Source organism: Microbacterium aerolatum (genome assembly GCF_007988825.1).
GTDB classification, from domain to species: Bacteria; Actinomycetota; Actinomycetes; order Actinomycetales; family Microbacteriaceae; genus Microbacterium; species Microbacterium aerolatum.
Genome location: NZ_BJUW01000001.1, coordinates 336252 through 357451 on the forward strand (window position 1 = coordinate 336252; position 21200 = coordinate 357451).

Genomic DNA, 21200 nt, shown 5'->3' on the forward strand with positions numbered 1-21200 from the left:
GGCGACGAAGCGAGCGGGTTGTGACGCACTACATATATCTGGTCAGACATGGCGAACATCAGGATGCCGAGCACGGCGTCGACGACGGACCACTCTCTCCCAGGGGGCAGCGTCAGGCGGAACTGATCGCCGATCGACTCTCAGGGCTTCCGCTCGACGCGATCTGGCATTCCCCGCTGCTGCGGGCGACCGAGACAGCGCGGGCGATCGCCGAACGGCTCCCCTCAGTGACGCCGGAACCGTCGGCGCTGCTGTTCGACTGCGTGCCCACCGGCATCAGCGAAGACACGCCCGCCGTGTACGAGTCGTTCTTCGGGTCGGTGACGGATGCCGAGATCGAGGCAGGCAGCGCGCAGATGGCCGACGCGGTCAACGAGTTCCTGGTCCGCAAGCAGGGCGACGTGCACGAAGTGCTCATCACGCACAACTTCGTGATCGCCTGGTTCGTGCGCGAGGTGCTGGGTGCTCCCGAGTGGCGCTGGATGACGCTGAACCAGGCGCACTGCGGCCTGACGGTCATCGCGCAGAAGCAGGGCCGGCCATGGACTCTGGTGAACCACAACGAGCTCAGCCATCTGCCGATGGAGCTGCGGACCGGCCTGCCGGACGCGATGCCGGTCTGACCGGAAATAGACTGGTCGTATGACCAAGCAGGTGGCACTCGTCGGCGGGTCCGGCAAGCTCGGGACGATCATCAGGCAGGTGATCGACGAGCTCGAAGGCTTCGAAGTCACTCGGGTGCTGACATCCTCGAGCGCACTGAGCGAACTGGACGGCGTGGATCTCGTCGTGGACGCGTCGACGCCGCAGGTGAGCGTCGATGTGGTGCGCGCCGCCGTCGAGCGCGGCATCAACGTGCTGGTCGGCACCTCCGGCTGGTCCGCCGAGCGGATCGCGCTGATGCGTCCTCTGGTCGAGGCCGCCGGCACCGGCGCTGTCTTCATCCCGAACTTCTCGCTGGGCTCCGTGCTGGGGTCGGCGCTGTCCGCCGCCGCCGCCCCGTTCTTCTCTTCTGTGGAGATCGTCGAGGCGCACCGCGACACCAAGATCGATTCGCCGAGCGGCACGGCCGTGCGGACCGCCGAGCTCGTCGCCGCCGCTCGTTCCGAGCAGGGCCCTGTCAGTGCGCCGCACACCGATCAGCGCGCGCGAGGTCAGCAGGTCGCGAGCGTTCCGGTGCACTCGCTGCGCCGCCCGGGTGTGGTCGCCCGCCAGGACGTGATCCTGTCCGGCCCGGGTGAGACGCTCACCGTCACGCACGACACGGTCGAGCCTGCTCAGGCCTACGCGCCGGGCATCCGCCTCGCCGTGCCGTACGCCGCCGAGGCGCAGGGGATCGTCGTCGGTCTGGAGAACATGATCGACATCGGAATCAAGGCGCGCTCGTGATGGCTCGCGCCGGCGTGATCGTCGTCGGACTCTGCCTGGTCCTGTACTTCGTCCTCACCGGACAGTGGGCATTCCTCTACCTCACGAGCGGAGAGCCGATCGGCATCGCCATGGGGGCGGCCCTCATCGTGCTCCCGCTGATCGGGGCCTGGGCGATCCTGCGCGAAGTCCAGTTCGGGATCCAGGCCGAGCGGCTCGGGACGAAACTGGATGCCGAGGGCGGGATGCCGCCCGCCGAGACCGAACTCACCCCGAGCGGGCGGATCGCCAAGGCGGATGCCGAGCCGATCGTGCAGCGCTATGCGGCCGAGGCCGAGGCCGCAGCGGACGACTGGCGGGCACGCTACCGGCTCGGTGTGGTGCAGGACGCGGCGGGGCGCCGCAAGGACGCCCGCGCCAGCATCCGTGACGCGATCCGGCTCGCGAAGGATGCTCCCGGTCCCTGAGCCTGTCGAAGGGTCAGGCCAGAGTGGCCTCGAGGGTGATGTCGATTCCGGCCAGCGCCTGTGAGACCGGGCAGCCCGTCTTCGCGCCCTCGGCGATCTCCTGGAACTGCTCCGGCGTGAGGCCGGGCACGCTGGCGTTCACGTTGAGGTGACTGCCGGTGATGCCGACGCCGGGCTTGAAGGTCACCGACGCTGTCGTGTTGACGCGCTCCGGCGGGGTGCCGTTGTCGGCCAGCGCGTTCGAGAGAGCCATGCTGAAGCAGGACGAGTGCGCGGCGGCGATGAGCTCTTCCGGCGTGGTGGTCGTGTCGGAGCCCTCGCTGCGCGCCTTCCAGTTGATCGGGAACGTGCCGAGGTTCGACGAGGAGAAGGCGACGTTGCCCGACCCCTCCATGAGAGAACCATTCCAGGTGGTCGTGGCTTCACTGGTGACGGGCATGATTCCTCCAGAGTCGTGGCGTGGTGTGCGGCCAGCCTATCGACCCGTGTGCGTGCGGGGAACCGTCGCTCAGGCAGGCGCTGCTCTGCCGATGAGGCCGGCGCGCTGCAGGAGCAGGTAGATCTGGCAGCCCAGGCAGAACGCGAACGTCGCGTTCAGGAACGCCGCGACGAAGGCCGCCCCGGCAGCGATCGGCAGGGCCAACGGCACGCCGGCGAGGTGCAGGACCAGGCCGATCGTCACGACCGCGAGACCGACACCCTGCGCGAAGCGCGGCGGACGGGGATCCTCCAGCTCGGCCGGAGCAGACAGCCGCGGACGCACGAATCGGCGGAAGACGACGCCCCACGGGGCAGTCCGCGGCCAGGCGACGCCCCACAGGAACAGCAGCGCGATCACGAGGAGCAGCAGGAAGCCGGGGTCGAGGGCGCGCTGGGCGGGCGATGCCGAAGCGATCGCCCATCCGCCGCCGGGAACGAAGGCGGCATCGGCGAGCGGCTGATACGCGAACCAGCCGAATGTCGCGACGTCGGCCTGCGCGGTCGACAGCCCGGTGAGGCTGAGCACGAGGGCGGCGAGCAGCAGCACGGAGGTGATGGTCGCCGCGAAGCGGGGGCCGCGGGGATCGATGCCTGCGGGAGGTGTCATGACTGCTCCTGGAAGGTCGAGGCTGCGGCGACGGCATCCTCGATCGAACGCCGATCGGGCACGCCTCCCCACCGGGACAGGACGGCGCCGGAGGCGTCGACGAGGAACGTCGTCGGGGTCTGGAGCACGTGATAGCGGGTCGCGAGATCACTGCGGTTGGTGAGATCGATCTCGACGTGCGGGATGCCGCGGGCGGTCGCGATGTCGCCCAGAAGTCGCCGCACCTGAGGACACCGCGCGCAGAGCTCGGTGCTGAACTGCACCAGCGCGGCGGTTGCGAGCTCCCCGCCCGGCACATCTGCCGGTCGGACGCGCACCGCGCCGCCGGAGCGTCGGCGGCCATCCTGCGCGCGGAGCACGAATCCCGCAACGACCGCGAGCAGCACGATTCCGCCGGCGATCAGCAGAGCGGTGGAGACGGGCACACTCAGAGGATAGGGCGAGGCCGCACCGAGCGGAGCCGATATGACCGCACATGACGGGGCGCCGGGTATCGTGTCAGGCATGAGCGAAGCCGTCCCCACGCCGTACGAAGATCTGCTCCGCGACGTGCTGGAGCACGGCACCCACAAGGATGACCGCACCGGTACGGGGACCACCAGCGTCTTCGGCCGTCAGATCCGGTTCGACCTGTCACAGGGCTTCCCGCTCATCACCACCAAGCGCGTGCACTTCAAGTCGATCGCGTATGAGCTGCTCTGGTTCCTGCGCGGCGATTCCAACGTCGCGTGGCTGCAGGACAACGGCGTCACGATCTGGGACGAGTGGGCCGACGCGGACGGCGACCTCGGCCCGGTCTACGGCGTGCAGTGGCGGTCATGGCCGACGCCGGACGGCGGTCACATCGATCAGCTCGCGCAGGTCATCGAGCAGATCAGGGCGACCCCCGATTCGCGACGTCTGATCGTCTCGGCCTGGAACCCCGCGGACATCCCCGACATGGCGCTCGCGCCCTGCCACGCCCTGTTCCAGTTCTACGTCGCCGACGGCCGGCTCTCCTGCCAGCTCTACCAGCGCAGCGCCGACATGTTCCTCGGTGTGCCGTTCAACATCGCCAGCTACGCGCTGCTGACGATGATGATCGCGCAGCAGGCAGGACTCGAACCCGGCGACTTCGTCTGGACCGGCGGCGACTGCCACGTGTACGACAACCACGTCGAGCAAGTGCGCGAGCAGCTCACCCGCGAGCCGTACCCGTACCCCACGCTGCGTTTCGCGAGGAAGCCGGAGTCGATCTTCGACTACGAATTCTCGGACTTCGTCGTCGAGGACTATCAGCATCACCCGGCGATCCGGGCGGCGGTGGCGGTATGACCTGGGTGGGCCTGATCTGGGCGGAGGCCGCCGGGGGCGTCATCGGCGCCGAGGGCGGGATGCCGTGGCACGTGCCTGAGGATCTCGCGCACTTCAAGGAGATCACGCTCACGGCTCCCGTCGTGATGGGGCGGAAGACCTGGGACTCACTGCCGGAGCGCTTCCGCCCGCTGCCGGGTCGCGAGAACATCGTCATCACGCGACAGCAGGACTGGCAGGCCGATGGCGCGCGGCGCGCCGCCGACCTGACCGGCGCTGTCCGCGGACTCGAGAAGGTGTGGATCATCGGCGGTGCCGAGATCTTCGCACAGGTGATCGGAGAGGCCGATCGGCTCGAGGTCACCGAGCTCGACCTCGACGTCGCCGGCGACGCCTACGCTCCGTCGAAGGAGGGCTGGCGGCTCGTCGACGAGGGGGAGTGGCAGACCTCCCGCACCGGCATCCGATACCGGTTCCTCGGGTACGAGCGCTGATGCCGACCGCGCTGATCACGGGTGCGAGCGCGGGCCTCGGCGAGGAGTTCGCCCGCCAGCTCGCCGCGCGGGGCGCCGACCTGGTGCTGGTCGCGCGATCGGCCGGACCCCTCGACGCCCTGGCCGCCGCGCTGCGTGACGCGCACGGCATCTCGGTCGAGGTGATGGTCGCCGACCTCGTGGCGGAAGAAGGCGTGGCGCGTGTCGTCGCCCGGATCGCCGACCACGGTCATCCGATCGACCTCCTCATCAACAACGCCGGGTTCGGACTGCCGCTGCACTTCGCCGAGAACGACATCGACGACGAGGTGCGGCACCTTCGCATCCACGTCGAGGCGCCGATGCGGCTCATGCACGCGGCACTTGGCGCCATGCGCGGCCGCGGCGGACGGATCATCAACGTGGCATCCGTCGCCGGGTTCATCTTCCGCTCGACGTACTCCGCGTGCAAGCAGTGGCTGATCGGCTTCAGCCGCTGGGCGAACGCCGAATACGCGGCCGACGGCGTCAGCGTCACCGCCGTGTGCCCCGGCTTCACCCACACTACCTTCCATGAGCGGATGGGCCTCGAGCCAGGACGCGAGGGAATCCCCGCGATCGGCTGGCTGAACGCGCCGGACGTCGTGCGAGAGGGCCTGCGGGATGCCGCACGCGGCAAGGCCGTTTCCGTCCCGTCGCTCCGCTACAAGCTCGTGGTGGCGCTGACGCGGGTGCTGCCGCCCTCGCTCACCGCGCGCGCCGCTCGCCGCGGTCGCGTCTGATCTGCCGCCGAAAGGGCAGTCCGGCACGGTGACGGGCGCGTCGACCGTGCCGAATCGCCCTCTCGCCGCTCGCTCAGGCGAAGCGCCCGAGATGGATGCCGGCGTATGCGAGCGCCGCCACGGTCTCGCCGTCCGCGATGCGACCGTCCGCGACCATCGCCAGCGCCTCTGAGAACGGCACCCAGGACGCCTCCTCGATGCCCTCGTCATCGTGCGCGGCGCCGTGGCCGGGATCCTGGTCCGCGACGCTCAGTCCGCGGGCGAGGAACACGTGCTCGGGGGCGATCGTTACGCCGTTGAGCGCGTTCATGGTGCCGATCTGCGTCCACACCTCGGCCCGCATGCCGGTCTCCTCGAGCAGCTCGCGCTGCGCCGCGATCAGCGGATCCTCGCCGTCGCTGCCGCCCGCCGGCACCTCGACCGAGCGCCCGACGGTGTAGCGATCGAGCGTGATGAGGCACACGCGGTCCTCGTCATCGAGCGCGACGACGAACACCGCTGCGTTGCGCAGGGTGACCACACCGTAGATGCCGTCGCCGGCTGGTCCGGTCACGGCATCCTCTCGCACGGAGATCCACGGGTTCTCGTAGACGACGCGCGAATCCTTGGTCTGCCATGTCATGGTCGCGAGCCTATCCGGGGCGATCCGGCACGGGCGAAACAGATACGCTGGGAGCATGACGCACTCGGGCAACCCCTTCGGACAGGTACTCGTCGCGCTCGTCACTCCGATGACGGCCGACGGCGAAGTCGACTGGGATGCCACAGAGAAGCACATGGACGACGTCATCACCGCCGGCGCTGACGGCATCGTCGTCACCGGCACGACGGGGGAGACCTCCACTCTCACCGACCCCGAGAAGCTCAGGCTCGTCGAGGTCGGCAAGTCGGTCTCGGCCGGGCGCGCCAAGATCATCACGGGCGGCGGCTCCAACGAGACCGCGCACGCCATCGAGCTGTACAAGGCCAGCGAGAAGGCCGGCGCGGACGGCATCATGATCGTCACGCCGTACTACAACAAGCCGACTCAGGCCGGCATCCTCACGCACTTCCGCCTCGTCGCCGACGCGACCGATCTGCCAGTGATCCTCTACGACATCCCGGGCCGCACCGGCGTGCCGATCAAGTACGAGACGATCCTCCGGTTGGCGAAGCACCCGAACATCCTCGCCGTGAAGGACGCCAAGGGCGACTTCAGCGAGGTCAGCCGCGTGCTGAACCAGACCGACCTGATGTACTTCTCGGGCGACGACGCCAACGTCCTCCCGCACCTCGCCATCGGCGCCTCCGGCCTCATCGGCGTGACCGCGAACATCACCGCGACGCCGTACCGAACGATCGTGGATGCCGTGAACCGCGGCGACCTCGCCACCGCCACCGCCGAGCACAAGCGCCTCGAGCCGCTGGTGCGGGCCACGATGACCCACGTTCCCGGAACCGTGTCGGCGAAGTACATCCTGCACGGCCTCGGCCGCATCTCCAGCCCCCGCGTCCGCCTGCCTCTGGTGGGTCCGGAGGAGTGGGAGGCCGCGCTCATCGAGGACGAGCTCGCGGTCGTCACGGATGTGCCCGGCGCCGATTTCTCGAACTTCCGCCCCGACCGCAATGCGGCCGCCGGCGGTGCGCTGCCGAAGGTGCACGGCACGACGCGCTGAGACGACGGGCGCAGAGTGCGCCCACAGCAATACGAGCACTGAGGTGCTCGACTGAGGAGACATGAATGTCCATTCCCATCGCCGCCCCTGAACAGCTCGCGGAGGGAACACTCCGCATCATCCCGCTCGGTGGCCTCGGCGAGGTCGGCCGCAACATGACGACCTTCGAGTTCGACGGCAAGATCCTCATCGTCGACTGCGGTGTTCTCTTCCCCGAGGACCATCAGCCCGGCGTCGACCTGATCCTGCCCGACTTCGAGCCCATCAAGGACCGCCTCGATGACATCGTCGGCGTCGTGCTGACGCACGGTCACGAGGACCACATCGGCGCGGTGCCGTATCTGCTGCGCCTGAAGAGCGACATCCCGCTGATCGGATCCGGCTTGACGCTCGCTCTCGTCGAGGCCAAGCTCAAGGAGCACCGGATCAAGCCCTTCACCCTCACGGTGAAGGAAGGGCAGCAGGAGAAGGTCGGGCCCTTCGATCTCGAGTTCGTGGCCGTGAACCACTCGATCCCCGACGCACTCGCCGTCGCGATCCGCACTCCGGCCGGGCTCGTGCTCGCCACCGGCGACTTCAAGATGGACCAGCTGCCGCTCGACGGCCGCATCACCGACCTGCGCGCGTTCTCGCGCCTCGGCGAGGAGGGCGTCGACCTGTTCCTCGTCGACTCCACGAACGCCGACGTCCCGGGCTTCACACCCGCCGAGAAGTCGATCGGGCCGGTGCTCGACCAGGTGATCGCGAAGGCCCAGCGCCGCGTGATCGTGGCGAGCTTCTCCAGCCACGTGCACCGCGTGCAGCAGGTGCTGGACGCCGCGCACGCGAACGGCCGCCGGGTCGCTCTGCTGGGTCGCAGCATGGTCCGCAACATGGGCATCGCCGCCGATCTCGGCTATCTGAAGGTGCCGGAGAACGTGCTGATCGACTACAAGAAGGCGAAGGACATCCCGGACGACAGCATCGTCTACATGTCCACCGGGTCGCAGGGCGAGCCGATGGCGGTGCTCAGCCGCATGGCCAACCTCGACCACGCGATCGAACCGGGGGAGGGCGACACCGTCATCCTCGCCTCGAGCCTCATTCCGGGCAACGAGAACGCTGTCTACCGCGTGATCGACGGTCTCACCAAGCTCGGTGCGAACGTCGTGCACAAGGCCAACGCGCGCGTGCACGTCTCCGGCCACGCCGCCGCCGGCGAGCTGCTGTACTGCTACAACATCCTCAAGCCGAAGAACGTCCTTCCCGTGCACGGCGAGTACCGGCATCTCATGGCGAACGCGAAGCTCGCGCAGGAGACCGGGATCCCGGCGGAGAACACGTTCCTCGCCTCGAACGGCACGATCCTCGACCTGAAGGACGGCGAGGCTCGCGTCGCCGGCCAGTACGACATCGGATTCGTGTACGTCGACGGCTCGACCGTCGGCGAGATCACGGACGCCGACCTCAAGGACCGCCGCATCCTGGGCGAGGAGGGTTTCGTCTCGATCATCGTCGTGGTGGATGCCGCGACCGGGCAGATCATCACCGGGCCGGAGATCCACGCGCGAGGCATCGCGGAGGACGACTCGGTCTTCGACGACGTGGTGCCCAAGATCGTCGCAGCGCTCAAGGAGGCGTCCGGCAACGGCGTCCGCGACACGCACGCGCTCTCGCAGGTCGTGCGGCGCACGATCGGCCGCTGGGTGAACCAGAAGCTGCGTCGCCGCCCGATGATCGTGCCGCTCGTCATCGAGGCCTGAATCGGCCCGAAAGCCGCGTCATTGCGCGGTAGTGTCGGCGGCCGAACGTAGTCTGTGAGTATGGCCAGTCGCACCACGAAGACCTCGCGCGCGTCCGAGAAGACACCCTCGCGCGCCAAGGCGCAGACGGCCCCGACCAAGAAGATTCCGGCGCCGAAGAAGTACATCGACGAGGTCGACAGGCCTCCGCTCGTGGTGCGCGCCTGGACGGGGCTCGCGCACGGCGTGGGCGGTCTGTTCCGTGCGTTCGGCCCCGAGGCGCTCGAGAAGGACCAGCGGCGCGACGGGTTCCCGTTCCTGCTGGTGATCCTCGCCTGCCTCGGCGCGGTCGACGAGTGGTTCTTCATCGGCAACGAGGTCGCGCAGAACATCAGCGCCTACACGGTCGGCGGCCTGATCGGCCGCACGGCGTTCCTGATGCCGGTGCTGCTGCTCTTCCTCGCCGGCTGGCTGTTCCGGCATCCGTCGTCCGTGCACGACAACGGCAGGATCGGGATCGGCTTCGGCCTGCTCGTCGTCTCGATCGCAGGCATCTGCCACGTCGCGGGAGGGCAGCCCGAGCCGAAGCAGGGCATGCCGGCGCTCAGCGCCGCCGGCGGCCTGTTCGGCTGGATGCTGGGGGAGCCGCTGTCGTACCTGACCGACGTGGTCGCCTACATCGTGCTGGTGGTGTTCGCCGCGCTCAGCATCCTGATCATCACCAAGACGCCGCCGAACAAGATCGGTCCTCGTCTGGGAGACCTGTACGCCTGGATGTTCGGCGCCGAGCGCAGCACCCCCGAGGCGCAGCCCGTCGCTGACGACTCCGAAGAACAGCCCGACGACTCGCTGCCGTGGTGGCGGCGCAACAAGACGGGTCGCGAAGAGGACCCCGACGAGGGGATCGGCTCGCAGGATCTCACCGAGCTGCTGACCCCGACGGACGCTCCTTCCGACAACACCGCCTACGACCAGGCGGTCATCCTCGCGGGTCCCTCGGATGCCGCGACCGAGGTCCTCACCGACGTCGAGGGCGTCATGGCGGGTCTCGCCGGTCACGGCAGTACCGCGCTCATGGATGATTCGGGCGACACGGGCGAGCAACCCGAGCTGCCGGGCCTGTCCGGCTTCGGCACCGAGGGCCCCGGCGACCGCGGTCTGCAGGCCCCCAGCACGCCGTACGTGCTTCCGTCCACCGCAGTCCTGCGCGAGGGCCCACCGCCGGTCATCCGGTCTGAGGCCACAGACCGTGTCATCGAGCAGATCACGGGCGTGTTCACGCAGTTCAAGGTCGATGCGACGGTGACCGGCTTCTCGCGCGGTCCGACGGTGACCCAGTACGAGGTCGAGGTCGGCCACGGCGTCAAGGTCGAGAAGATCACGCAGCTGAGCAACAACATCGCCTATGCCGTGGCATCCAACGACGTGCGCATCCTCTCGCCGATCCCGGGCAAGAGTGCGATCGGAATCGAGATCCCGAACGCCGACAAGGAGATGGTCGCGCTCGGCGACGTGCTGCGTTCGCCCGCGGCTCAGAAGAGCGCCCACCCGATGACGATCGGCGTCGGCAAGGACGTCGGCGGCAACATCGTCGTGGCGAACCTCGCGAAGATGCCGCACCTGCTGGTGGCGGGTTCGACCGGTTCCGGTAAGTCGAGCTTCGTGAACTCCATGATCACGAGCCTGCTGATGCGGGCGCGGCCTGCCGATGTGCGCATGGTCCTGATCGACCCCAAGCGGGTCGAGCTCACCAGCTACTCCGGCGTTCCGCACCTGATCACCCCCATCATCACCAACCCCAAGAAGGCCGCAGAGGCTCTGCAGTGGGTGGTGAAGGAGATGGACATGCGGTACGACGACCTCGCGTCGTTCGGATTCCGTCACATCGACGACTTCAACAAGGCGGTCCGCGCCGGCGAGGTTGAGGTGCCGGTAGGCAGTGAGCGCGTGCTCAAGCCCTACCCGTACCTGCTGGTCGTCGTCGACGAGCTCGCAGATCTCATGATGGTCGCTCCCCGCGACGTCGAGGACTCGATCGTGCGCATCACGCAGCTCGCCCGTGCCTCCGGCATCCACCTGGTGCTGGCCACCCAGCGACCGAGCGTCGATGTCGTCACCGGTCTCATCAAGGCCAACGTGCCGTCCCGCCTCGCGTTCGCCGTCACGAGCGTCACCGACAGCCGCGTCATCCTCGACGCCCCGGGAGCCGACAAGCTGATCGGCCAGGGCGATGCCCTCTTCTCGCCGATGGGCTCGTCCAAGCCGTTCCGCCTTCAGGGCGCATGGGTCGAGGAGAGCGAGATCGACGCGGTCGTCAAGCACGTCACGGCGCAGGCTCGCCCCGAGTACCGCGCCGACGTGCAGGAGGCGATGGACCCCGCCAAGAAGAAGGAAGTCGACGAGGACATCGGCGACGACCTCGAGGTGCTTCTCGCAGCCGCCGAACTCGTCGTGTCGTCGCAGTTCGGATCGACCTCGATGCTGCAGCGAAAGCTGCGTGTCGGGTTCGCGAAGGCCGGGCGCCTGATGGACCTCCTCGAGTCCCGCGAGATCGTCGGGCCCTCCGAAGGCTCGAAGGCGCGTGACGTGCTGGTGACCGCCGAGCAGCTGCCCGCAGTGATGGCGAAGCTCCGCGGCGACGATGCTCCTGCCGCGCCTCCCGCGCCCGCCGCTCCTGCTGCGGCAGCGGCTGCCGAGATGGGGTCGGTGGACTACGGACGCGACCCGATCGAGGCGCAGTTCGATGGCATGCCGGTCGTCGACGACGGTGAGGGCGACGAAGACGCCTGGGGCCTGACGGGTCGCGACTGATGGCCATCCCGCGGCAGCTGCCGAACGCGATCACGATCGCCAGGATCCCGCTCGCCATTGTGTTCTTCGTGCTGCTCCTGCTGGGCGGTGCATACGGACTGGACGACCTCGTCATCCGCTGGGTGGCCGGCGTGCTGTTCGTCGTCGCGATCTCCACCGATTGGGTGGACGGGTATCTCGCCCGCAAGTACGACATCGTCAGCGACTTCGGCAAGCTCTGGGATCCGATCGCCGACAAGCTGCTCACCGGAGCAGGATTCGTCGGACTCGCGATCCTCGGCGAGTGGCCGTGGTGGATCGTCATCATCATCCTCATCCGCGAGTGGGGCATCACTGTGCACCGCTTCATCGTCGCGAACACGCACATCGTCGCCGCGGCGTGGATGGGAAAGCTCAAGACGGCCTTCCAGGGCGTCGCGCTCAGCTGGTGGCTGCTGCCGCTTCACCAGCTGATCGGGATGGACTGGTGGACGGGCGTCGGGATCGTGCTGATGTACGCCACGCTCGTGCTCACGGTCGCCAGCGGGGTCGACTACGTCATCTCGCAGGTGCGCGGATCCCGGACCGCCCGGTGAACAGCGACGCCGCGCGACTCGTCGCGGCGCTCACGGCTCGCGGGTGGACGCTCGGCGTCGCCGAGTCGCTCACCGGCGGTGCACTGACCGCCGAGATCGTCTCGGTTCCCGGCGCGTCCGCGACCCTGCTCGGTGGTGTGGTCGCCTACGCGACGCCGGTGAAGACGACGCTTCTGAAAGTGGATGCCGCGATCCTCGCAGAGCACGGTCCCGTGCATGCCGACGTCGCTGCGCAGATGGCCACCGGGGTGCGCACCGCCGTGCGAGTGGACGGCCGGATCGCAGACGTGGGCATCTCGACGACCGGGATCGCCGGCCCGGATTCGCCGGACGGGCAGCCGGTCGGCACCGTGCACATCGGCGTCGCGACACCCGACGGGGTGCACACGAGAGCATTCCGCTTCGAGGGCGACCGGGCGTCGGTGCGTGCGCAGTCCGTGAGCGCGGCGATCACCGCGGCACTGGATGCCGTGGGGGAATAGCGGCTGCCGCGTGAGCGTTGTCGAAGATGTGTCATTCTCAACGAAAGCACAGCGTGAAACGGTAGCGTTTTCAACAGCGAGTCGCGTTAGACTGGCGATCCGTTCGGAGATTGCTCCGATCTGGGGAATGGAGAGGAGGTTCCGATGATTCTTGTTCGACAGGAAATCGGCGATGTGCTGAGGGACTTCCGCCTGCAGAAGGGCCGCACGCTCCGGCAGGTCGCGAGCAAGGCCTCGGTTGCGCTCGGTTACCTCAGCGAAGTCGAACGCGGCCAGAAGGAAGCGTCCAGCGAGATCCTCGCCTCGGTCGCCGAAGCGCTCGACGTCCCCATCTCCATGATCATGCGCGAAGTCGGTGACCGGATCTCCGTGCTCGAGGGCATCCAGGTCTTCCCCGACGTCGTCCCCGACGATCTGGTGGCCTCGGTCGAACCAGAGCTGTCGCTGCGCTGACGCACCGACGGATCCAGCAAGTCGATGCGGCGCAGCGAGTTCCTTCGTGCGGTCGAAGATGAGTTCGGTGCGCGATCTGTCGCACTGATGACCGATCTGGTGCTCGGCGCGGTCGGGAACCGAACGGCCTCCGAGGCGTTGGATGCCGGCGTGCCACCGCGCGACATCTGGTTGGCGCTGTGCGAGGAGAACGATGTTCCGCCGGCGCGCCGCTATGGCGTCGGACGCCTGGAACCGCGGCGAAGCTGAATCCCTCTCGACTCCGCTTTCGGCGTGTCGTCGAAGATGTGTTCGAAGTGCGCGTATCGTTCTGCACAAGTGGTTTCGATGTGCTGTATTCCACCGTTGGCGGGAGTTCCGACTCGATGTCGGTGGCCCCTCGTACGGTGAATGCAGGCCGAGAAGCCATACGCCTTGTCGGAGAGTCCGCCCCAGCCGGGGCAGCCGCGACAGCCTACAGGCGGCACCACGCGAACACATGAGGAGCACGTCATGCCAACACCCGCAGACCGCGAGAAGTCTCTGGAATCAGCTCTCGCCCAGATCGACCGCCAGTTCGGAAAGGGCTCGGTCATGCGGCTGGGCAGCGACGAGCGCGCACCTGTCGCCGTCATCCCGACCGGCTCCATCGCTCTCGACGTCGCGCTCGGCGTCGGCGGCCTTCCTCGTGGACGCATCGTGGAGATCTACGGTCCGGAGTCCTCGGGTAAGACGACTCTGACCCTGCACGCGATCGCCAACGCCCAGCGCGCCGGCGGCATCGCCGCGTTCATCGACGCAGAGCACGCGCTCGACCCCGAGTACGCCAAGAAGCTCGGCGTCGACATCGATGCACTTCTGGTGTCGCAGCCCGACACCGGTGAGCAGGCGCTCGAGATCGCCGACATGCTCGTCCGCTCCGGCGCGATCGACCTCATCGTCATCGACTCCGTCGCAGCCCTCGTGCCGCGTGCCGAGATCGAGGGCGAGATGGGCGACTCGCACGTCGGACTCCAGGCCCGCCTCATGTCGCAGGCGCTCCGCAAGCTGACCGGTGGACTCAACCAGACCAACACCACCATGATCTTCATCAACCAGCTGCGCGAGAAGATCGGCGTGTTCTTCGGCTCGCCCGAGACCACGGCCGGTGGAAAGGCGCTGAAGTTCTACGCATCCGTTCGTATGGACATCCGACGCATCGAGACCCTCAAGGACGGCACCGACGCAGTCGGTAACCGCACCCGCGTCAAGGTCGTCAAGAACAAGATGGCGCCGCCGTTCAAGCAGGCCGAGTTCGACATCCTCTACGGCGTCGGGATCTCGCGCGAGGGCAGCCTGATCGACTTCGGCGTCGAGCACAGCATCGTCAAGAAGTCGGGCTCGTGGTACACCTACGACGGAGATCAGCTCGGTCAGGGCAAGGAGAACGCCCGCAACTTCCTGATCAACAACCCCGACATCGCGCTGACGATCGAGACGCAGATCAAGCAGAAGCTCGGCATCGGCGGAGCCGCGGCCCCCGAGGCCGTGCCGGCTGCAGACGAGCTCGCGCAGCGTCGTCCGGCCTGATGTCTCAGGATCATGACGGGGGCGAGGACCGCCTCGCCCCCGTCATCCCGCTCTTCGGCGGCAAGATGACGCGAGCGTCCGAGCTCGCGCCTGCGCCCGAACCACCGGTCGCCCACGACGGGCGTGCGACTGCAGCGCCGATTCGCGATATCGCCCACGTCGCGCCGCACGAGGCCGGTGCGCAACACGAGACCGGTGTGAAGCACGAGGCCTGTGCGCGGCACGAGAGCGGCGCGCCGCGCGGCGATGCCGGTGACGCCGATGAGACCGCTCGCCGCGTCGAAGAGGTGCTGGTGCGCAAGCTGCGGGCTCGCTCGCTCTCGGTCTCCGAAGCCAGGCAGGTGCTCCGCGGGCAGGATCTCGACGGCGCCGGCATCGACGACGTGATCGACAGGTTCTGCGAGCGCGGTTATCTCGACGACGCACTGCTGGCCGAGCACCTGGTCATCTCCGGCATCGAGCGCAAGGGGCAGGGGCGCGTCGCGCTCTCCCGCGCTCTCTCGCAGCGCGGCATCCCTCGGGATGTCATCGATGTCGCACTCGGCGACCTGCCCGACGACGACGCAGAACGGGCGCTCGAGTTCGCCAGGACGAAAGCACGCTCTTTGTCGCGGCTCGACTTCGACACCGCACTGCGCCGCCTGATGGGGCAGCTCGCCCGTCGCGGTTACGGCGGGTCCGTCGCCGTGACAGCGGCACGCACCGCGCTCACCGAGGCGTCGCTCGGCGGTCCGACCAGCGGCGTACGGTTCGTCGACTCGGATTGAGCTTCCGATTCGGCTCGTAGAATGGGAGCACCATGACTACTCCGCGCAGCGAACCGACCATCATCACGGCGTCGCCAGCGGCTGTCGACGCCGACGGTCGCCAGCGTACCTATGAGGTGCGCACCTTCGGGTGCCAGATGAACGTGCACGACTCCGAGCGACTCTCCGGCTCCCTGGAGAGTGCCGGATATGTGCGGGCGGATGCCGGCTCTGAAGCCGACGTCGTGATCATCAACACCTGCGCCGTGCGCGACAACGCCGCCGGCAAGCTCTACGGAACGCTCGGCCACTTGGCCTCGGTCAAGCGCCGCAAGGACGGCATGCAGATCGCCGTCGGGGGTTGCCTCGCACAGATGGACAAGGAAGCCGTCCTCGACAAGGCCCCCTGGGTCGACGTCGTCTTCGGCACGCACAACATGGGATCCCTTCCCGGGCTCCTCGAACGCGCCAAGCACAACGACGATGCTGAGCTCGAGATCCTCGAGTCGCTCGAGGTGTTCCCCTCGACCCTGCCCACCAAGCGCGACTCCGCGCACAGCGGCTGGGTGTCCATCTCCGTCGGCTGCAACAACACCTGCACCTTCTGCATCGTTCCGAGCCTGCGGGGCAAGGAGAAGGACCGTCGACCCGGCGACATCCTGAACGAGATCCGCCTCCTCGTCGAGGACGGCGCGATCGAGGTGACCCTGCTCGGCCAGAACGTGAACTCCTACGGCGTCGAGTTCGGCGACCGTCAGGCATTCAGCAAGCTGCTGCGCGCGGCCGGTCAGATCGACGGCCTCGAGCGGATCCGCTTCACGAGCCCGCACCCCGCCGCCTTCACCGACGACGTCATCGACGCCATGGCCGAGACCCCGTCCGTGATGCCGCAGCTGCACATGCCGCTGCAGTCCGGCAGCGACCGCATCCTCAAGGCCATGCGCCGCTCATACCGCAGCGAGAAGTTCCTCGGCATCCTGGACCGCGTCCGCGAGCGCATGCCGAATGCGGCGATCTCCACCGACATCATCGTCGGCTTCCCCGGCGAGACCGAGGAGGACTTCGCAGACACCATGCGCGTCGTCGAGCAGGCGCGGTTCGCGAACGCGTTCACCTTCCAGTACTCGATCCGCGAGGGCACGCCCGCGGCGACCATGGAGGACCAGGTCCCCAAGGTCGTCGTCCAGGAGCGGTACGACCGCCTGATCGCCCTGCAGGAGCGCATCTCCCTCGAAGAGAACCAGAAGCAGGTCGGCCGCGAGGTCGAGGTTCTCGTCTCCGTCGGTGAGGGCAAGAAGGATGCCGAGACGCACCGCCTCACCGGTCGCGCGGAGGACAACCGTCTGGTCCACTTCGAGGTCACCGAGGGATCGGAGCTCCCGCGCCCCGGCGACATCGTGACAGTGACGATCACCCACGGGGCGCCGTTCCACCTCCTCGCGGACGACCCCTCAGGCGCACCCTTGCGCATCCGCCGCACCCGCGGCGGCGACGCCTGGGACCGCGCGCAGGCGGAGTCGTGCGGCGTGCCGGCTCCCGCAGGCGCATCCGGCGCTCCGCGCGCGGTGTCGCTCGGGCTGCCCACGCTCCGCGTCGGTGTCTGACTCAGGCGTGTCCGCCCCGGGAGCGCCCGGCGGGCGCCTCTGGGCGGTGGTCGGTGCCACCGGTACCGGCAAGAGCGACCTCGCACTCGGCCTCGCCGAGACGTTGCGCACGCGCGGCAATCCGGCGGAGATCGTCAACGCCGACGCCATGCAGCTGTATCGCGGCATGGACATCGGCACGGCGAAGCTGACCCCGACGGAGCGCCGCGGCATCCCGCACCACATGCTCGACGTCCGCGATGTCACCGAGGACGCCGCCGTCGCCTGGTACCAGCCGCTCGCGCGGGCCGCGATCGACGACATCCACGCCCGTGGCGGCGACGCGATCCTCGTCGGCGGCTCAGGACTGTACGTGTCGAGCGTGATCTTCGACTTCCGCTTCCCGCCGCGGGATCCGGCCGTGCGCGAACGCCTGGAACGCGAACTCGACGAACTCGGCGCCGGAGCGCTGTTCGCCCGGCTCGAGAAGGCAGACCCCGTCACCGCGGTGCGTGTCGATCCGAAGAACGGCCGCCGCGTCATCCGTGCGCTCGAGGTCCTCGCGCAGGGCGCCGAGAATCATGGCGCGGCTCTTCCCGATGCTCCAGCACTGTGGCATCCGAAGACACGCATCCTCGGACTCCAGGTCGACCGTCCCGAGCTCGTCGAGCGACTCGACCGCCGCGTCGAGCGGATGTGGGAGCAGGGGATGCTCGATGAGGTCGCGGCGCTCCGCGAACGCGGCCTCGAAGAGGGCACCACCGCGCCCCGCGCGATCGGGTACGCGCAGGCGCTCGCGCAACTGGCGGGGGAGATGACGGAGGCCGAAGCGATCTCGGACACCCAGGCGCTGACCCGCCGTTACGCGCGCAGGCAGGTGTCGTGGTTCAAGCGATATCCCGACATCGAGTGGGTCTCGCCGTTGTCCGACCCCCGTGACATCCTGGCGGGATGACGACCCACTACTACACGGCGAGCAGCCTGGACGGGTTCATCGCCACCCCCGAGCACTCCCTGGACTGGTTGCTGAAGCAGGACATCGATGAGAACGGGCCGATGGCGTACCCCGGGTTCATCTCGGGGATCGGCGCACTCGCGATGGGCGCTTCGACCTACGAGTGGGTGATGCAGCACGAGAACGGCGTGTGGAGCTACGAGCAGCCGACGTGGGTGTTCACCCATCGACAGTTGAGCGTACCCGCAGGCGCCGACGTGCGACTCACGCACGGCGAAGTGCCCGATGTCCACGCCGCCATGACCGAGGCGGCCGGAGGAAAAGACCTCTGGATCGTCGGCGGGGGAGACCTCGCCGGGCAGTTCGCCGACGCCGGCCTGCTCGACGAGGTATGGCTGCAGTACGCGCCGGTCACACTGGGCGCCGGTTCTCCCGTGCTGCCGAGAATGCTCGATCTGGAACTGCTCGATGTCGCCCGCAACCGCGCCTTCTTATGCGGTCGCTATCGCGTTCTCCGCTTGGCGCCGAACGTGAAGTAAGCCGCTGGTCCGATCCAGTTCACCAGAATGACCGGTATCCAAGCCGGCTTCGGTCCGCGCAGCTCATCCGCCTCACGGTGAGCCAGATCCCAGAACGCCAGAGCAGCGAACGCGACCTGGACCACGCCGATCACAGCCAGTGTGGCCTTGCCGACGGGCCCGACCTGGCTGATGTCCTTCTTGCCCATATCTCCGCCTCCTCACCCATATCCTCTGCCGTGTGAGGCTCGCGCGCCAGATCATCAGGCGGTATCGGCCGGTCGGCCGCGGATCTCTAGACTGGAGGCATGGTCGCATTCACCAAAGGGCACGGCACCGGCAACGACTTCGTGATCATTGCCGATCCCGACGGCGACCTCGACCTCTCGGCGGAGCAGGTCGCGGCGCTGTGCGACCGTCACTTCGGCATCGGCGCGGACGGGGTGCTGCGAGTGGTCCGTTCCTCGGCCATCCCCGAGGGAGCAGCCGCTCTCGCCGAGGAGCCGGCGGCCGAATGGTTCATGGACTACCGCAACGCCGACGGATCGATCGCCGAGATGTGCGGTAACGGCGTCCGGGTGTTCGCGCACTATCTGCTGCGTGCCGGGCTCGCCACGATCGAACCGGGCACCACCCTCCCGATCGGCACCCGCGCCGGCGTCCGCGATGTGACCACCAGCACGAACGGCTACCAGGTCGACCTCGGCAGGTGGCGGCTCTCCGGTGACGACCCCCTCGCCAAGGCTCGCGGACTCGACGTCGCACGCCCCGGCCTCGGCATCGACGTCGGCAACCCGCACGTCGTGGTGGCGCTCGCGTCCGACGAGGAACTCGCCGGCCTCGAACTGGAGTACATCCCGGAGCTCGAGCCATCCCTGCCCGACGGCGCGAACGTGGAGTTCGTGGTGCCGGGGGAGCCGCTCGTACGCGACGGCATCGGCCACGTCACGATGCGCGTCTTCGAACGCGGTGTGGGCGAGACCCTCAGCTGCGGCACCGGAGTCGCCGCGACCGCCCTCGCGGTGCGCCACTGGGCTGGCGAACGCGCCCCGGACAACTGGCGGGTAGAGGTGCCGGGCGGCGCTCTCGGCGTGCGGATGTTCCCCGCCGAGGACGGCGAGCACGTCGCTCTCTCGGGACCGGCGCAGTTGGTGTACAGCGGCACCGTAGACCTGATCTGACCCCGCACAGCACCCCGGCGACCTGCGAATGCGTCGTCGCATGACAAGCGATGCGGCATCGCACTCCGGCATGGTTCACGATGGTGCGCATGAGCAAGCAGATCCGCTTCAACGCCTTCGACATGAACTGCGTCGCCCACCAGTCCTCCGGCATGTGGCGGCATCCGCTCGACCAGTCCGCCAGATACAAGGAGCTCGGTTACTGGACCGAGCTCGCGCAGCTCCTAGAGCGAGGGCACTTCGACGGGCTCTTCATCGCCGATGTCCTCGGCACCTATGACGTCTACGGCGCATCGAACGAGGCCGCGATCCGTCACGGCGCCCAGGTTCCGGTGGGCGACCCCATCCTGCTCGTGAGTGCCATGGCCGCCGTCACCGAGCACCTCGGCTTCGGTGTGACCGCGGGCACCGCATACGAGCATCCGTACCCGTTCGCACGTCGCATGACCACACTCGATCACCTCACCCAGGGGCGAATCGGCTGGAACGTCGTCACCGGGTATCTGCCCTCCGCAGCCCGCAACATGGGGCACGACGACCAGCTCGAGCACGACCAGCGCTACGACGTCGCCGACGAGTACCTCGAGGTCGCCTACAAGCTGTGGGAGGGCAGCTGGGAGGACGACGCCGTGGTCAACGACCGGGAGAGCGGAGTCTTCACCGACCCGGCCAAGGTGCACGAGATCGGGCACCACGGCGAGCACTTCACCGTGCCCGGCATCCACATCTCCGAGCCTTCGCCGCAGCGCACGCCGGTGATCTACCAGGCAGGTGCGTCGCCACGGGGCATCGCGTTCGCGGCGGGCAACGCCGAGGCGATCTTCGTCGCAGCGCCCACCAAGACGGTGCTCGCAGGGACCGTCAAACGCATCCGCGACGCCCTCGAGGCGGCCGGCCGCGATCGTCACTCCGCGAAGATCTACACGCTGCTGACGATCATCACCGATGAGACGAGCGAGAAGGCCCAGGCCAAATACGAGGACTATCTGCAGTACGCCAGCGACGAGGGCGCGCTGGTGTTCATGTCGGGCTGGATGGGCATCGACCTGTCGCAGTACGACCTGGACGAGCCGATCGGCAACGTCAAGAGCAACGCGATCCAGTCGACCGTGGCGAACTTCCAGCAGGCGAACGACGACGGCACCGAGTGGAAGGTCCGCGACATCGCCAGGCTCGGCAACATCGGCGGCCTCGGCCCGCGCGTGGTCGGCTCGCCCGAAGAGGTCGCCGACTTCCTGCAGGAGTGGGTGGACGAGACCGACGTCGACGGCTTCAACCTCGCCTACGCGATCACGCCCGGAACGTTCGAGGACATCGTCGAGTTCATCGTGCCCGAACTCCAGCGCCGTGGCGTCTATCGGTCCGAGTACACGCCCGGCACGCTCCGCCACAAGCTGTTCGAGCGCGGAGACCGGCTTCCGGACGAGCACCGCGGGGCGGGCTTCAGCCTGCGCAACAACGCGCGGGTCTGAGGCGCGGCACACGCGAAGCGCGGCGCCTGG

Annotated in this window: 25 protein-coding genes; 20 read left to right on the top strand and 5 right to left on the bottom strand. The window is 68.2% G+C overall.

Annotation, left to right across the window (positions count from 1 at the left end; all coding sequences use genetic code 11):
* Nucleotides 1-20: 20 nt before the first annotated feature.
* The 3 genes from MAE01_RS01565 to MAE01_RS01575 are packed head-to-tail and all read left to right on the top strand — an operon-like array spanning nt 21 to nt 1835.
* The gene (locus MAE01_RS01565; protein WP_147037791.1) at nt 21-623 is read left to right on the top strand and encodes a histidine phosphatase family protein; all 603 of its coding nucleotides are present in this window, start codon (nt 21-23) and stop codon (nt 621-623) included.
* Between the two features lie 19 nt (nt 624-642).
* Nucleotides 643-1389: a 4-hydroxy-tetrahydrodipicolinate reductase gene (dapB, locus tag MAE01_RS01570; protein ID WP_147037792.1), complete on the top strand. Its 747-nt coding sequence runs from the start codon at nt 643-645 to the stop codon at nt 1387-1389.
* The gene (locus MAE01_RS01575; protein ID WP_186806085.1) at nt 1389-1835 is read left to right on the top strand and encodes a hypothetical protein; all 447 of its coding nucleotides are present in this window, start codon (nt 1389-1391) and stop codon (nt 1833-1835) included. Before dapB ends, MAE01_RS01575 begins: the two co-directional genes overlap by 1 nt.
* A gap of 13 nt (nt 1836-1848) precedes the next feature.
* On the opposite strand, the gene MAE01_RS01580 is transcribed toward MAE01_RS01575, so the two are convergent.
* The 3 genes from MAE01_RS01580 to MAE01_RS01590 form a co-directional block, all read right to left on the bottom strand.
* The gene (locus MAE01_RS01580; protein WP_147037794.1) at nt 1849-2274 is read right to left on the bottom strand and encodes an OsmC family peroxiredoxin; all 426 of its coding nucleotides are present in this window, start codon (nt 2272-2274) and stop codon (nt 1849-1851) included.
* 69 nt (nt 2275-2343) lie between these two features.
* Nucleotides 2344-2922 (bottom strand): DUF4395 domain-containing protein, encoded by a 579-nt coding sequence (locus MAE01_RS01585; RefSeq protein WP_147037795.1) that lies wholly within the window; start codon nt 2920-2922, stop codon nt 2344-2346.
* Nucleotides 2919-3347, bottom strand: coding sequence for a thioredoxin family protein (locus MAE01_RS01590; RefSeq protein ID WP_186806086.1), 429 nt, complete (start codon nt 3345-3347; stop codon nt 2919-2921). The genes MAE01_RS01585 and MAE01_RS01590 overlap by 4 nt, the downstream gene beginning before the upstream one ends.
* A 79-nt stretch (nt 3348-3426) precedes the next feature.
* Here MAE01_RS01590 and MAE01_RS01595 point away from each other — a divergent pair, with 79 nt between their 5' ends.
* From MAE01_RS01595 to MAE01_RS01605, 3 genes are read left to right on the top strand one after another with little or no spacing between them, the layout of a single operon-like run.
* Entirely contained in the window at nt 3427-4236 is an 810-nt protein-coding gene (locus MAE01_RS01595) for a thymidylate synthase (protein WP_147037797.1), read from the top strand.
* On the top strand, nt 4233-4709 hold the full coding sequence (locus tag MAE01_RS01600; RefSeq protein WP_147037798.1) for a dihydrofolate reductase: 477 nt from the start codon (nt 4233-4235) through the stop codon (nt 4707-4709). The genes MAE01_RS01595 and MAE01_RS01600 overlap by 4 nt, the downstream gene beginning before the upstream one ends.
* Entirely contained in the window at nt 4709-5470 is a 762-nt protein-coding gene (locus MAE01_RS01605; RefSeq protein WP_147037799.1) for an SDR family NAD(P)-dependent oxidoreductase, read from the top strand. Before MAE01_RS01600 ends, MAE01_RS01605 begins: the two co-directional genes overlap by 1 nt.
* Nucleotides 5471-5543: 73 nt before the next feature.
* Here the strand turns inward: MAE01_RS01605 and MAE01_RS01610 are convergent, their stop codons facing one another.
* Nucleotides 5544-6092, bottom strand: a complete 549-nt coding sequence (locus tag MAE01_RS01610) for an NUDIX domain-containing protein (protein WP_147037800.1) — start codon at nt 6090-6092, stop codon at nt 5544-5546.
* Between the two features lie 55 nt (nt 6093-6147).
* Between MAE01_RS01610 and dapA the strand changes: the two genes are divergently transcribed.
* The 12 genes from dapA (at nt 6148) to MAE01_RS01670 (ending at nt 18538) form a co-directional block, all read left to right on the top strand.
* The gene (dapA, locus tag MAE01_RS01615) at nt 6148-7125 is read left to right on the top strand and encodes a 4-hydroxy-tetrahydrodipicolinate synthase (protein WP_147037801.1); all 978 of its coding nucleotides are present in this window, start codon (nt 6148-6150) and stop codon (nt 7123-7125) included.
* Nucleotides 7126-7190: 65 nt separating this feature from the next.
* Nucleotides 7191-8867, top strand: coding sequence for a ribonuclease J (locus MAE01_RS01620; RefSeq protein WP_147037802.1), 1677 nt, complete (start codon nt 7191-7193; stop codon nt 8865-8867).
* A gap of 60 nt (nt 8868-8927) precedes the next feature.
* Nucleotides 8928-11657: an FtsK/SpoIIIE family DNA translocase gene (locus MAE01_RS01625; protein WP_147037803.1), complete on the top strand. Its 2730-nt coding sequence runs from the start codon at nt 8928-8930 to the stop codon at nt 11655-11657.
* On the top strand, nt 11657-12232 hold the full coding sequence (pgsA, locus tag MAE01_RS01630; RefSeq protein WP_147037804.1) for a CDP-diacylglycerol--glycerol-3-phosphate 3-phosphatidyltransferase: 576 nt from the start codon (nt 11657-11659) through the stop codon (nt 12230-12232). Before MAE01_RS01625 ends, pgsA begins: the two co-directional genes overlap by 1 nt.
* Nucleotides 12229-12714 (top strand): CinA family protein, encoded by a 486-nt coding sequence (locus MAE01_RS01635; RefSeq protein ID WP_147037805.1) that lies wholly within the window; start codon nt 12229-12231, stop codon nt 12712-12714. Before pgsA ends, MAE01_RS01635 begins: the two co-directional genes overlap by 4 nt.
* A gap of 144 nt (nt 12715-12858) precedes the next feature.
* Complete coding sequence (locus tag MAE01_RS01640; RefSeq protein ID WP_147037806.1) at nt 12859-13167, top strand: helix-turn-helix domain-containing protein; 309 nt, start codon at nt 12859-12861, stop codon at nt 13165-13167.
* Between the two features lie 24 nt (nt 13168-13191).
* Nucleotides 13192-13416 (top strand): DUF3046 domain-containing protein, encoded by a 225-nt coding sequence (locus MAE01_RS01645; RefSeq protein WP_147037807.1) that lies wholly within the window; start codon nt 13192-13194, stop codon nt 13414-13416.
* 243 nt (nt 13417-13659) lie between these two features.
* A complete protein-coding gene (gene recA / locus MAE01_RS01650; RefSeq protein ID WP_147037808.1) occupies nt 13660-14715 on the top strand; it encodes a recombinase RecA in 1056 nt (351 codons plus the stop codon).
* The gene (locus tag MAE01_RS01655; protein WP_147037809.1) at nt 14715-15482 is read left to right on the top strand and encodes a regulatory protein RecX; all 768 of its coding nucleotides are present in this window, start codon (nt 14715-14717) and stop codon (nt 15480-15482) included. Before recA ends, MAE01_RS01655 begins: the two co-directional genes overlap by 1 nt.
* Before the next feature lie 32 nt (nt 15483-15514).
* Nucleotides 15515-17065, top strand: coding sequence for a tRNA (N6-isopentenyl adenosine(37)-C2)-methylthiotransferase MiaB (miaB, locus tag MAE01_RS01660; RefSeq protein WP_147037810.1), 1551 nt, complete (start codon nt 15515-15517; stop codon nt 17063-17065).
* Nucleotides 17058-17999, top strand: coding sequence for a tRNA (adenosine(37)-N6)-dimethylallyltransferase MiaA (miaA, locus tag MAE01_RS01665; RefSeq protein WP_229718202.1), 942 nt, complete (start codon nt 17058-17060; stop codon nt 17997-17999). The genes miaB and miaA overlap by 8 nt, the downstream gene beginning before the upstream one ends.
* Nucleotides 17996-18538, top strand: a complete 543-nt coding sequence (locus tag MAE01_RS01670) for a dihydrofolate reductase family protein (RefSeq protein WP_147037811.1) — start codon at nt 17996-17998, stop codon at nt 18536-18538. The genes miaA and MAE01_RS01670 overlap by 4 nt, the downstream gene beginning before the upstream one ends.
* On the opposite strand, the gene MAE01_RS01675 is transcribed toward MAE01_RS01670, so the two are convergent.
* Complete coding sequence (locus MAE01_RS01675; protein WP_147037812.1) at nt 18502-18726, bottom strand: PLDc N-terminal domain-containing protein; 225 nt, start codon at nt 18724-18726, stop codon at nt 18502-18504. The genes MAE01_RS01670 and MAE01_RS01675 overlap by 37 nt on opposite strands.
* A 99-nt stretch (nt 18727-18825) precedes the next feature.
* Here MAE01_RS01675 and dapF point away from each other — a divergent pair, with 99 nt between their 5' ends.
* Both dapF and MAE01_RS01685 read left to right on the top strand, forming a co-directional pair.
* Nucleotides 18826-19698: a diaminopimelate epimerase gene (dapF, locus tag MAE01_RS01680; protein WP_147037813.1), complete on the top strand. Its 873-nt coding sequence runs from the start codon at nt 18826-18828 to the stop codon at nt 19696-19698.
* Between the two features lie 89 nt (nt 19699-19787).
* The gene (locus tag MAE01_RS01685) at nt 19788-21170 is read left to right on the top strand and encodes an LLM class flavin-dependent oxidoreductase (protein WP_147037814.1); all 1383 of its coding nucleotides are present in this window, start codon (nt 19788-19790) and stop codon (nt 21168-21170) included.
* Nucleotides 21171-21200 lie beyond the last annotated feature (30 nt).